16 protein-coding genes are annotated in these 11098 nt (G+C 69.1%); 10 read left to right on the plus strand and 6 right to left on the minus strand.

Going from position 1 to position 11098, the window contains the following annotated elements:
* Position 1: 1 nt before the first annotated feature.
* The gene (locus IXW21_RS13955; RefSeq protein ID WP_194764867.1) at positions 2-628 is read right to left on the minus strand and encodes a Type 1 glutamine amidotransferase-like domain-containing protein; all 627 of its coding nucleotides are present in this window, start codon (positions 626-628) and stop codon (positions 2-4) included.
* 79 nt (positions 629-707) lie between these two features.
* Here IXW21_RS13955 and IXW21_RS13960 point away from each other — a divergent pair, with 79 nt between their 5' ends.
* Positions 708-1283 (plus strand): hypothetical protein, encoded by a 576-nt coding sequence (locus IXW21_RS13960; protein WP_194764868.1) that lies wholly within the window; start codon positions 708-710, stop codon positions 1281-1283.
* Positions 1284-1301: 18 nt separating this feature from the next.
* Here the strand turns inward: IXW21_RS13960 and IXW21_RS13965 are convergent, their stop codons facing one another.
* A complete protein-coding gene (locus IXW21_RS13965) occupies positions 1302-1787 on the minus strand; it encodes an FBP domain-containing protein (protein WP_194764869.1) in 486 nt (161 codons plus the stop codon).
* Positions 1788-2115: 328 nt separating this feature from the next.
* Between IXW21_RS13965 and IXW21_RS13970 the strand changes: the two genes are divergently transcribed.
* Entirely contained in the window at positions 2116-2463 is a 348-nt protein-coding gene (locus IXW21_RS13970; protein WP_194764870.1) for a hypothetical protein, read from the plus strand.
* A gap of 10 nt (positions 2464-2473) precedes the next feature.
* Here IXW21_RS13970 and IXW21_RS13975 read toward each other — a convergent pair whose 3' ends face one another.
* Positions 2474-2848, minus strand: coding sequence for a hypothetical protein (locus IXW21_RS13975; protein WP_228528570.1), 375 nt, complete (start codon positions 2846-2848; stop codon positions 2474-2476).
* A 229-nt stretch (positions 2849-3077) separates the two neighbouring features.
* On the opposite strand from IXW21_RS13975, the gene IXW21_RS13980 reads away from it, so the two are divergent.
* Complete coding sequence (locus IXW21_RS13980) at positions 3078-3284, plus strand: CsbD family protein (protein ID WP_194764872.1); 207 nt, start codon at positions 3078-3080, stop codon at positions 3282-3284.
* A gap of 54 nt (positions 3285-3338) precedes the next feature.
* Here IXW21_RS13980 and IXW21_RS13985 read toward each other — a convergent pair whose 3' ends face one another.
* On the minus strand, positions 3339-3503 hold the full coding sequence (locus tag IXW21_RS13985; protein WP_194764873.1) for a hypothetical protein: 165 nt from the start codon (positions 3501-3503) through the stop codon (positions 3339-3341).
* A 117-nt stretch (positions 3504-3620) separates the two neighbouring features.
* Here IXW21_RS13985 and IXW21_RS13990 point away from each other — a divergent pair, with 117 nt between their 5' ends.
* The 5 genes from IXW21_RS13990 (at position 3621) to IXW21_RS14010 (ending at position 8038) form a co-directional block, all read left to right on the plus strand.
* Complete coding sequence (locus IXW21_RS13990) at positions 3621-3887, plus strand: Rho termination factor N-terminal domain-containing protein (protein WP_194764874.1); 267 nt, start codon at positions 3621-3623, stop codon at positions 3885-3887.
* Positions 3888-3895: 8 nt separating this feature from the next.
* Positions 3896-4972, plus strand: a complete 1077-nt coding sequence (locus IXW21_RS13995) for a carboxylate-amine ligase (protein ID WP_194764875.1) — start codon at positions 3896-3898, stop codon at positions 4970-4972.
* A gap of 65 nt (positions 4973-5037) precedes the next feature.
* A complete protein-coding gene (locus IXW21_RS14000; RefSeq protein WP_194764876.1) occupies positions 5038-6429 on the plus strand; it encodes an MFS transporter in 1392 nt (463 codons plus the stop codon).
* Between the two features lie 62 nt (positions 6430-6491).
* Positions 6492-7226 (plus strand): DUF899 domain-containing protein, encoded by a 735-nt coding sequence (locus IXW21_RS14005; RefSeq protein ID WP_194764877.1) that lies wholly within the window; start codon positions 6492-6494, stop codon positions 7224-7226.
* A gap of 26 nt (positions 7227-7252) precedes the next feature.
* Entirely contained in the window at positions 7253-8038 is a 786-nt protein-coding gene (locus IXW21_RS14010; protein WP_323742260.1) for an endo alpha-1,4 polygalactosaminidase, read from the plus strand.
* Positions 8039-8156: 118 nt separating this feature from the next.
* Here IXW21_RS14010 and IXW21_RS14015 read toward each other — a convergent pair whose 3' ends face one another.
* Together IXW21_RS14015 and IXW21_RS14020 are read right to left on the minus strand one after the other, a co-directional pair.
* Positions 8157-8444, minus strand: a complete 288-nt coding sequence (locus IXW21_RS14015; RefSeq protein WP_228528571.1) for an HNH endonuclease signature motif containing protein — start codon at positions 8442-8444, stop codon at positions 8157-8159.
* A gap of 11 nt (positions 8445-8455) precedes the next feature.
* Entirely contained in the window at positions 8456-9883 is a 1428-nt protein-coding gene (locus IXW21_RS14020; RefSeq protein WP_194764878.1) for an HNH endonuclease signature motif containing protein, read from the minus strand.
* Here IXW21_RS14020 and IXW21_RS14025 point away from each other — a divergent pair.
* Together IXW21_RS14025 and IXW21_RS14030 are read left to right on the plus strand one after the other, a co-directional pair.
* Positions 9773-10540: a DUF4352 domain-containing protein gene (locus IXW21_RS14025; protein ID WP_323742261.1), complete on the plus strand. Its 768-nt coding sequence runs from the start codon at positions 9773-9775 to the stop codon at positions 10538-10540. The genes IXW21_RS14020 and IXW21_RS14025 overlap by 111 nt on opposite strands.
* Entirely contained in the window at positions 10537-11088 is a 552-nt protein-coding gene (locus IXW21_RS14030; protein WP_194764880.1) for a hypothetical protein, read from the plus strand. The genes IXW21_RS14025 and IXW21_RS14030 overlap by 4 nt, the downstream gene beginning before the upstream one ends.
* Positions 11089-11098: the final 10 nt, after the last annotated feature.

The following is an 11098-nucleotide window of genomic DNA, read 5'->3' on the forward strand; positions in this document are numbered from 1 at the left end:
TTCACGACGCCGAATCGACCACCTTCTCCCGATCGCCGTCGACGAGCAGCGCTTGATCGTCGCGCAGCGGAAGCAGCCGATGGGTCGCTTCGTGCGTCGCGATCGTCTCGGCGATCAACGAGGGCGGATAGGGAGCGAGCAGCCCGTCGGCGTGCGGGATCACGGTGCGGTCGATCAGGCCGAGACCCGCCGGGTCGATCAGGGCCGGCCCGTCTGCCGGGTCGTCCATCAGCGACGCCGGAGTGATGTCGGGCCCTGCGATGATCGAGCCCGCGCTCAGGCCGATGTACGGCAACCCGGCGCGCACCCGGTCTGCCAGCACCACATCGTTCCCGGTGACCCGCAGCGCCTCGAGAAGCGCGAAGGTGCTGCCACCCGCGACATAGACGGCGTCGATCGCCGACAGTGTCGACGCGAAGTCGACGGGCGAGACGTCCCGCGCCATGATGTCGGCGATCTCGTGGCCGAGCGCCGCGATGGAGCGCCGCTCGGCGAGCACCCAGGGGGCGTCGGCGTAGGCGACCTGGGCGTCGCCGATGTACCCGATGCGCAGCGAGGAGCCGTTGCCCACGCCGTCGAGGAAGGGCCGCAGCGCGCCGGGACCGAGGGAAAGGAGGAGGAGCTTCATGCGCCCCATGGTACGGACGCCCGCCGACACCGCGTCGTCGACTCCTCGATCGTCGTGCGCGCGCGGATAGGGTGGATGAATGCAGCGAAGCCCCCTCCTGGTCGTCGGCGTGATCGCGATCGCGATCCTCACGGGATGTTCCGCTTCGGCGGGCGACTCCGCAGATGCCGGGGGCTCTCCTCCCTCGCACACGCCGACTTCCGCCGCCACGGAGAGCGTGGACTCGGCCGCCGAAGATCAGGCACGCGCGTGGCTCGACGCCACGACGCTCCCGCCCGGAGCCGTCACCGTCGAGACGAACCCCGGCGGGTTCCACTCGTATCAAGGATGGCCGTGCCAGCCGGTCGTCCAGCTCGAAGGCTTCTGGAGCGTCCCCGACACGACCGTCGCGTCGGCGGTCAACTGGCTGAAGGCGAACCCGACCGCCGACCTCATCGGCACGACCGGCGGCCCGCCGATGCCCGAGAACCCGGACATCGACGAGGCCACGGTCGGCTACTCCCCCGCCGACGATTCGCAGCAAGGGGTCGTCTACACGGTGTCGAAGGCAGGCGATGACGTCGTGATCCGCGCAGAGGTGGCCGCGCTGACGGCGGACGCGACCTGCCCCTCGCTTCCCCCGGGCACGACGCTCGGCAAGCCCGGCCAGGGCTGATCCCACGCCCTGTGCTGCTCAGTCCCGCACCGCTGCGATGAACGCCGCGACATGCTCCTGCAGCTTCACGATGCGCAGCTCGCGCGCGAGCTCGCGGTCGTAGCCCTCGTAGGCGAGCGGCGGGAGGATGCGCACGTTCTGCGAGCATCCGAACTCGGCGCAGACGAGCGTGCCGACGCTGTCGCCCTTGCGACCGGCGGGGCCCGCCTTGCGCGCGACGTACAGCTGCACGTCGTTGCGCAGCGTCACGTCTTCGCACCACGAGCACTGGGCCCGGGCGGTGACGCGCTGCTCGGCCCGCTGCAGGATGACGCCGGTCACGACGTCATCGACCCAGGCGACGACGTACGAGCGGCGAGGCAGCTTCGGGTCGACCCAGCCGAGGTAATCGAGCGTCGAGACGTCGAGCTCGGCGAAGCCGGGCGGCAGCGTGAGGTCGGAGACCTCTTTACGGGAGGCGTTGATGAAGGAGGCGCGCAGGGTGCGCTCGTCGATGGGACGCATGGGAGAGATGCTTTCGTGACGGCCGCCCGAGACGGCATACGGAGAGGATGAGCATCCGAGAGGATGCGGAGATACGACGGATCACCGGGGACGGGATGTTCCGCCTCCGGCCGATCGTCAGCCTCTGTCCGCGGCGCGGAAGGCGCCTGCGGCTCCGTTCTGCGCCCGCTCCGGCATCCGGAGAGCGCTCATCGACAACAGCATCCGGCGAGTCTACGCCCGTTTGTTTCACCGCGTGTCGGCGCAGGTTCCGTCTTCGGCGAGGCCGACCTACTCTTGCCGGAACGTCCGCTCACGCCAACTCACGTCCGCTCACGAAGGAGACACCGTGTCCACGCCGCTGAACCGCCTTTCGCCCCTCCCGGTGCGTGAGCGTTCTGCGTGCATGTGCCGTCACGGGTTCGCGTGCTCCTCGTTCGAGGCAGGTCATGCCCTGCACCTGATCCAGGCACGCATCGCGTCGGCGACGCCGGCCGAGTGGGACGACGCGATCGTCGAGCACGTCGACACCACGACCGGATACCTGGTCGTACGCACGCTCGACGGCGCCGCGCACACCCTGTGGAACGGCGGCGGCGCAGCACTCGAGGCTCCCGCGGGCACCCCGGTCGCGCTGCACGTGCGCTATGGCGTGCTGGCCATCGGCCGCACGCAGTTCAACGTCGCGCTCGTCTGATCGCTCCGGGTCAGGCGGCCGCCATCATCATGTCCTTGACGGCCATGCAGGCATCCATGCAGTCCTTGCAGGCCTGAGCGCACATCCGGCAGACCTCGCTGTGCGCAGCGTGCTCCATGCACTCGTCCATGCACATCTGGCACATCGCGATGCACGCGTCGAGCATCGCCATCATGGTCGCCGGCGTCATGCCCTGCATCCGCAGCATCGACCGCATCATGGTGCCTGCCATGTCCGCGCAGTTCATGCACGCGGGGCCGCAGTCCATCATCTGAGTCGAGCAGACCGTGCACGCCTGCTCGCAGGCCGAGCATGCATCCATGCACGCCTGTATGACGGCCATGTCCATCATCGCCATGTCGGTCGACTGCATGTTCTTCGACATGGCGCCCATCATCATCGAGTCCATCGCACACCGCTTTCGTCGTCGGCCGCAGCCGGGCTGAGCGCGGGCAGGACCACCCGCCTGTGGCCCACGCTAGCCGCCGCGAGCGTCGGCGTCGACAGCGACTTTCGCAGTGTCACGCATGCCCGCGGTTGTCAATCCCGTGGCCGGTATTCGCGCCGCATGTGATCGTGGCAGTCCGTTGATCAGTCGAGGAAAGGACACGGACATGAGTGCCGGAGACGACATCAAGAACAATGCCGAGAAGCTGGCAGGCAAGGCCAAGGAAGGCCTCGGCAAGGTGACCGACAACGAGCGACTCGAGGCCGAGGGCCGCGCGGACCAGACGAAGGCATCGGCCAAGCAGGCCGGCGAGAACGTCAAGGATGCGGCGCACAAGGCCGGCGAGAACCTGCGGGACGGCTTCACGGAGTAAAGCCCGCGGACAGGGAGAAGGGCCCGCCGGAAGGCGGGCCCCACTCCTTCGGGTTCAGCGCGTGCGGTTGCTGGAGATCGATCGGATCAACCAGGCGATCACGGCGATCGCGAGGAGCACGAGTCCGACCCACAGCAGGAACTGCAGGGACTGCACGAGTCCGCCGGTGATTGCGAGGATGATCGCGATCACGATGATGATGATCAGAAGGATGTTCATCGGTCTTCCCTTCTACTGGGGCGCGGAGCGCCCGCCTAGGGCTCTCAACCTAGACCTGACGATGCCGCTTCCCGGAGGGGCTTGACGCGAGGCTTCCGCCCGTGTGAGGAGTACGACATGCCTGGACGCAGGAACAGCTCGCTCAAGAATCCGGAGCTCTACGAGGAGCTCCGTGATGACGGCGCATCGAAGGAGAAGGCCGCCCGCATCTCGAACGCCGCAGCACGCGACGGCCGCAGCGCCGTCGGTCGTCGAGGCGGCGAGCACGGCGACTACGAGGACTGGACCGTCGACGAGCTGCGCGCCCGCGCGAAGGAGATCGGCCTGACCGGGTACAGCCGTCTGCGCAAGGCGGACCTCATCTCCGCCCTGCGGGATCACTAGGGCCTCCGGTGGCGCGATTCGGGATCGAGGAGGAGTTCGTCCTCCTCGATGAGAAGACGCTCGTTCCGCTGGCCATGACGCCGGAGTCGCGAGCCCGCCTGGTGGGCACCCGCCCCGCCGGCGTGGTGACGCCCGAGTACCTGACCTGCCAGATCGAGACGGCGACCGCGCCGCTCGACACCCGAGCGGATGCCGCCGTCCAGCTGCGCGCGATGCGCGAGATGCTCGGCTCGCAGGCCGCCGAGCACGGGGCGATCATCGCCCCGACCGGCACCCCGTTCATCGCGCCGCACCGCTTCGTCGTGTCGCGCTCGCCCCACTACGACGCGGTCGCCGACCACCTGGCCGAGATCACCCGCGAGCACGAGGTCAACGGGCTGCACGTGCACGTCGAGGTCCTCGACGACGAGGAACGGGTTCGCGCGGTGAACCGCGTGCGGCCCTGGCTGCCGGTACTGCTCGCCCTGAGCGGCAACGCACCGTTCACGAAGGGCCGGCCCTCGGGGTTCGCCAGCTGGCGCAGCATCCTGATCCGTCGCCTGCCGTCGTCGTGGAGCCCTCCGCGCTTCGTCGACCTCGCCGACTACCGGTCGAGCATCGACGAGCTCATCGACATGGGCGCGATCTCCGAGGCCAGCTCCCTGGCCTGGACGATCCGTCTGGCCGAGAACTTCCCGACGGTCGAGGTGCGCGTGTGCGACGTGCAGCTGACCACCGACGACACGCTGCTCGCCGTCTCTCTGATCCGCGCCCTGGTGCTCAGCGAAGAGCTCGGAGACTACCCGGCCGTGTCACACGACGCGATCGACTCGTCGCTGTGGACCGCCGCACGACAGGGCCCGGATGCTCGGGTCGTCGACCCCCGCACGAGCGAGATCGCCCCGGTGCAGGAGGTGCTCACGGCGATGCTCGAGCTGCTCGGGTCGACGCTGCAGCAGCACGGTGACGCGGACTTCGTGGCGGATGCCGTGGCGCGCATCCGCAGCGACGGAACCGGAGCGCAGCGCCAGCTCGCGGCTCATGCGGAGCGAGGCGTCGGCGGACTCCGCGACCTCTACCGGGCGGGCACCGCGCCGCTGGATTGAGAGTCGGGCGCACCGCTCGGAGCCCTGATCGCCCCACGGGCCCGCAGCGGCAGTAGGGTCAGCCTGTGGCATCCTCTCGCTTCGCCCCCGTGCAGCGGCTCGTCATCTCGGTGGCGGTGCTCGCGTCGTTCGTGACGTTCCTCGACGGAACGGTCGTGACCGTCGCTCTGCCCGCGATCAGCAGCGAGCTCGGCGGCGGTATCACGACGCAGCAGTGGGTGGTCGACGCGTATCTGATCACGCTGAGCGCGCTGATCCTGCTCGCCGGTTCGCTGTCGGACGCCTACGGCCGGGTGCTCGTGATGCGCGTCGGCCTGATCGCGTTCGGCGTGGCGTCGGTCGCCGTGGCCGCGGCCCCCGACCCGCTGATCCTCATCATCGCGCGCGCCGCGCAGGGGGCGGCCGGAGCCCTGCTCGTGCCGAGCTCGCTCGCCCTGATCACCGCGACCATGCGCGGAGACCTGCAGTCCCGAGCGATCGGCGTCTGGACGGCGTTCACCACCGGCGCGCAGCTGGTCGGCCCTCTGCTCGGGGGGCTCTTCGTCGACTACCTGTCGTGGCGTCTCGTCTTTCTCATCAACGTCGTGCCGATCGGCGTGACGCTCGTGCTCCTCGCCCGGTTGAAGCTCACGGAACGCCCGAGCGGCGTGCGCGTCGATTGGCTGAGCGGAGCCCTGTGCGCGGTCGGCCTCGGTGCGGTCGTGTTCGCGCTGATCGAGCAGCCGAATCTGGGCTGGGGCTCCCCTGCGATCTGGCTTCCGGGCATCGTCGGCGCCGCTCTCTTCGCCCTGTTCCTCGTGCGCCAGCAGCGCTCGCCCGCACCTCTGATGCCGCTGTCGCTGTTCCGCGTGCGCGACTTCGCCTGGGGCAACCTCGCGACGCTGTTCGTGTATGCGGCACTGTCGCTCAACGGCTTCGTGATCGGCGTGTATCTGCAGCAGGGCGCGGGTCTCAGCGCGACCGCCGCGGGGCTCGCGAGCCTGCCCGTGACCGTGCTGCTGATCCTGCTGAGCTCCCGCGCCGGTTCGTGGGCTGGACGCTTCGGCCCGCGCATCTTCATGACGGTCGGGCCTCTGGTGATGGCAGTGGGCGCACTGATGCTTCTGCTCGTCGCCGAGGCCTTCGACTACTGGTGGCAGGTGCTGCCCGCGATGATCGTGCTGGGCCTCGGTCTCTCCCTCACGGTCGCGCCGCTCACCTCCGCGATCCTCGGCGCGATCGACGAGTCGCGCTCGGGCATCGCCTCCGCCGTGAACAACGCCGTCTCGCGTGTGGCCGGGCTGCTCGTCGTCGCGATGCTGTCGACCATCATCGGCGGCACGCTCGATCTCGGCGGCTTCCACAACGCCGCCTGGGTCACCGCAGCCCTGTTCGCGATCGGCGGCGTCGTGTCGTGGATCGGCATCCGCCGCAACCCCGCCGAAGAGGCGCCGGCCGACGTCGACACACCGCGTTGACGGCTGTCGGCCACCGGACGCAGACTGAAGACACCGTCTCGCCGAGCATCCGGAGGTCACTCGTGAGCGCGACAGAGAACCCCACATCTCAGAATCCCCTTCCGCCGGTCGTCGACGCCGACACCTGGCGGCGCGAGCTCGATGCCCTGCGCGTGCGCGAGAAGGCGGCCACGCGCGAGCTCGATGCGATCGCCGCGCAACGCCGTCGCCTGCCGATGGTCGAGCTGCCGGAGTACACGCTGGTCGGCGCCGAGGGACCGGTGCGTCTCGCCGAGATCTTCGACGGGCACCCGCAGCTCATCGTCTACAACCACATGTGGTCGGACGGCAACGAGTGGCAGTGTCCTGGATGCACCGGATTCACCTCGCAGTTCACCCGCCTCGACGTGCTCGAGCGGTACTACGACGCCCGGTTCGTGATCGTCACGAACGGGCCGATCGACGAGGCGCTGGCCTACCGTGAACGCGTGGGCAATCGGATGGCCTGGTACTCGAGCGCCGACAGCTCGTTCGGGTCCGATATGGATGCCGGGCCGGACGAAGGCTTCGGGGTGAACGTGTTCCTGCGCGACGGCGTCTCGGTGTATCGCACGTGGCACACGAACGGGCGCGGCACCGAGCGCCTCAGCCACCTGCAGGGCCTGGTCGACCTTCTGCCCTACGGTCGCCAGGAGGAGTGGGAGGACTCGCCCGAGGGCTGGCCGCAGCACGGGACCTACGACCGCGGCATGGGGTCGAAAGAGGTCGCGGAGCTGTACGGCGCGCCGCACGGGAGTCTGCAGGGAGCGGGCTCCTGAGGCGCGCGTCGGGCATCGCGCTCGCGGTGTGCGCCGCGAGCCTGCTCGCTCTGACCGGTTGCGCGTCGGATGCCGCCTCCAGCGCCGCGATCGCGCTGCCGCCTGCCGGTGCGACCCCCGACTATCAGCTCGGCGGGGCCTACGAGCCGGCCGACGGCGTCGGCATCGTGGGGCGCGATCGGTCGGATCCCCCCGCCGAGGGGATCTACTCGGTCTGCTACGTCAACGGTTTCCAGACGCAGCCCGCTGAGCTCGACGACTGGGATGCCGAGCTGCTGCTGCAGCGCGACGGCGAGCCGGTGTTCGACCCCGACTGGCCCGATGAGGCGCTGCTCGACACCTCGACCGCAGAGAAGCGCGACCGGATCGCCGCGGCGGTCGGCCCGTGGATCGAGGGATGCGCGGATGCCGGATTCGACGGGGTGGAGTTCGACAACCTCGACTCGTACACACGGTCGGACGGAGCTCTCACGCTCGACGACAATCTCGCCCTCGCCACTCTGCTCGTCGATGTGGCGCACGATGCGGGGCTCGCCGCAGGACAGAAGAACGCCGCCGAGGATGCCGCGCAGCTGCGTGACCGCGCCGGTTTCGACTTCGCCGTGGTCGAGGAATGCGCCGCCTACGAGGAGTGCGGGTCTTTCACCGACGTCTACGGTGACCACGTGATCGACATCGAGTACACCGACGAACTGCCGCGGTCGTTCGACGAGATGTGCGCCGACAGCGAGTCACCGGCATCCATGGTGCTGCGCGATCGCGATCTGCTCACGCCCGACGATGAAGGGCACGTGTTCGAGACGTGTCAGTGACCACGGCACCCCGTCGATAAGCCCCCTCGTCGATGAGCCCCCTCGTCGATGAGCGCGTCGGCGATGAGCACTGCCTACCTGGCACGGGAACCCGCCTGGCGCCCTGATCCGTGGTGGGTCAGACGAACATGACTCGTCGTGGTGGTGGGTCGGTGTAGGTGCGGCCGAGGGGGCTGGTCCAGGTGATGGTGCCGTCTGGTTGTTGGTGTGCGGTCCAGCGGTGTCGGTCGTGGATGTCGGGGTGTTTGAGGGTGTGGTGTCGCCGGCAGAGGTGGCTGAGGTTGTCGGTGCGGGTTTTGCCGCCTCTGGCGTGGTCGTGGGTGTGGTCGATGTCGCAGCGGTGGGTGGGCGTGCGGCATCCGGGGAATCGGCAGTGCTGGTCGCGGGCGCGCAGGAACCTGCGCATGGGTGCGGTGNTCAGACGAACATGACTCGTCGTGGTGGTGGGTCGGTGTAGGTGCGGCCGAGGGGGCTGGTCCAGGTGATGGTGCCGTCTGGTTGTTGGTGTGCGGTCCAGCGGTGTCGGTCGTGGATGTCGGGGTGTTTGAGGGTGTGGTGTCGCCGGCAGAGGTGGCTGAGGTTGTCGGTGCGGGTTTTGCCGCCTCTGGCGTGGTCGTGGGTGTGGTCGATGTCGCAGCGGTGGGTGGGCGTGCGGCATCCGGGGAATCGGCAGTGCTGGTCGCGGGCGCGCAGGAACCTGCGCATGGGTGCGGTGGGGGTGTATGTGTCGGTCTCGATGATGAGGCCGGTGGGGTCGAGGAAGAGGCGGGTCCAGCCGGTGTTGTATCCGGCGAGGCAGCGGGCGATCTCGGGGGCGAGGGGGCCGTGCCCGTCGAGTTCGGCGGGGTTGTCGTCGTCGCCGGTGAGGGTGGTCGCGGCGACGGTGACCTGGATGCGGGCGCTGATGTTCTCGAGTCCGGACCCGTTCTCGGGGCTGGGGGTGGCGGCGAGGAGGAGGTCGGTGAGGACGTCGGCGCGGATCTGGTCGATCGTGCGGGTGTCGCCGGTGAGGTGCTCGATGTCGGGGCTGGTCGGGTCGGTCATCGGATCGGACAGGCCCGTCAGCGGGTCGGTGGTGAACGTGCCCGACTCGCCGAAGATCACCCCGCTGGTGACATGCCCGTCGTCGACGTATGCGCCGTATTCGGGGTCTTCGGGCGAGAAGTCGTGCAGATGCCGGGTGTGCTCGCCCGCGTCGTCCAGGGATGGCAGGTGCGGTTCCCGCTCATCACGCGTGCGGGCGATCTCGCGGGCCATCTGGGTGAGCCGATCGAGGATCGCTTCGGCGACCCATTCCGGGAGCACGGCGGTGAGCAGAGACAGCCCGTCACCGACGGAGCGCACCTGCACGCACCGTTCCTCGACTGCCTTGCGCTGACGAGCCACCAACGTCACCCCGGCGAGGGTCGCCGCGACCTGCCGGGCGTGGGCTTTCGTGCGTGCCGCGGTCTCCCGCTCGGCGAACACCAGCACCGCCGCCTCATACAGCCTCATCGTCTCCGGGCTCACAGTCCCGGCATCGATCGCGTCGCTGACGATCGTGCTCGCCCGCACGATCTCCCGCACATGCCCGACACTGATCACCCCGGCCGCGAACGCCGCCCGCGTCGCCGGCAGAGTCAGCGACAACGTACGCGCGTCGGTGAACGCATACTCCACCGACCCCGTCGTCACCCGGCCCGCCGCCGCATACTCCGCGACCATCGACCGGTCGATCGCATCCCGGTGAAACGGGTGCTCGGACACATCGGTTTCGCGGACCGCGATCCTCTGGACCAGCAGCTCGCTCGCTTCCGCCTCAAGCGCCGCGATCCGACGCCGGACCTCGGTCCACTCATCGAGCAAGCGGCACCGCTCCTCAAGATCGAGGTCGAGATCGGTTCACGATGGGCGCGCGCGATCGCGGATCTGCCGCACTGGTTCTGGGTCGCCGCCGCGGCAGTCGCCGCACTGCTCATCGTGGTGATCGCGACCGGCGGACTCGCCCAGGCGTTGACCGAACCGCGCCGCGTCGACGCGGGCGACGAGGTGCGCACAGGTCAGCTGAGCGTCACCGTGCTCGATGCCGAGTTCACGCGCGAGGTCGAATCCAAGTACCTCGAGGCGGACGACGGCGAGGTGCTGCTGGTGATAACCCTCGCGATGGAGAACCTGACCGATCACCCGATCGGCGTCGGCACGACGGCCGATCGCATCGACACGAATCTGGTGAATCACGACGAGCCGCTGCTCGATCCGGCCGGCGTGAAGCCCACCGACAGCGCCTCTGTGTGGCGCGCCGATGGATCGGCCGGCCAGGTGTACCTGCAGCCCGGGGTTCCCGACGAGGTCACAATCGCCTGGCCGGTTCCCGAAGACGCGATGGCCGGCGACGCCGTCGCTCTCGATGTGCACGAGGCCGCGATCAGCACGGGTGCCGTGCTCCTCTCGTCCCGTGTCGTGACCTGGCGAGCGGCCGACATCGCCGCACGCATCGTCATCCCCGTGAGCGGGACGTCGTGAAGCGCGCGCTGCCCTGGCTTCTCGGCGCCGCGCTCGTGCTGGGCGCCGGGCTGGTGACTGCCGTGACACCGAGCGACGAGGATGTGGTCGGGCCGATCACCGTGCATGGACATGCTGGCGAGACCGTCGCGGCGCGGACGATCGTCGCGACCGTGACGGACACGACCTTCGCCGATGAGGTGGTCGAATCCGCATGGAGTGCCGAGGGCAACTGGCTCGTCATCACGCTCGATGCCTCGGCGGCGACGACGGAGGTCGATGCGGCGATCCAGCTCGCGACCCTCGCCGTCGACGAGCGCGTGTTCCAGGCGAGCGAACGCCCGTCGACGTCGCTGCGCGGCACCGCGCTGCGCGTCGGCACCGAGACCACGGGCACGCTGTCCTTCGAGCTGCCGACAGAGCTCGACAGCGACACCGCCGAGTTGCGGCTCTCCCCGGGGTACTCCACCCCCGAGCTCGACGACCTCGTGGTGATCTCGATCGATCTCCATGATCTCCCCCGCGTCCCGAGCGCTGATCTCGTCGCACCGGGTTGGAGCGAGAAGTGAGCGAGAATCG

It is taken from the genome of Microbacterium sp. UFMG61 (assembly GCF_015354505.1).
Classification (GTDB): Bacteria; Actinomycetota; Actinomycetes; order Actinomycetales; family Microbacteriaceae; genus Microbacterium.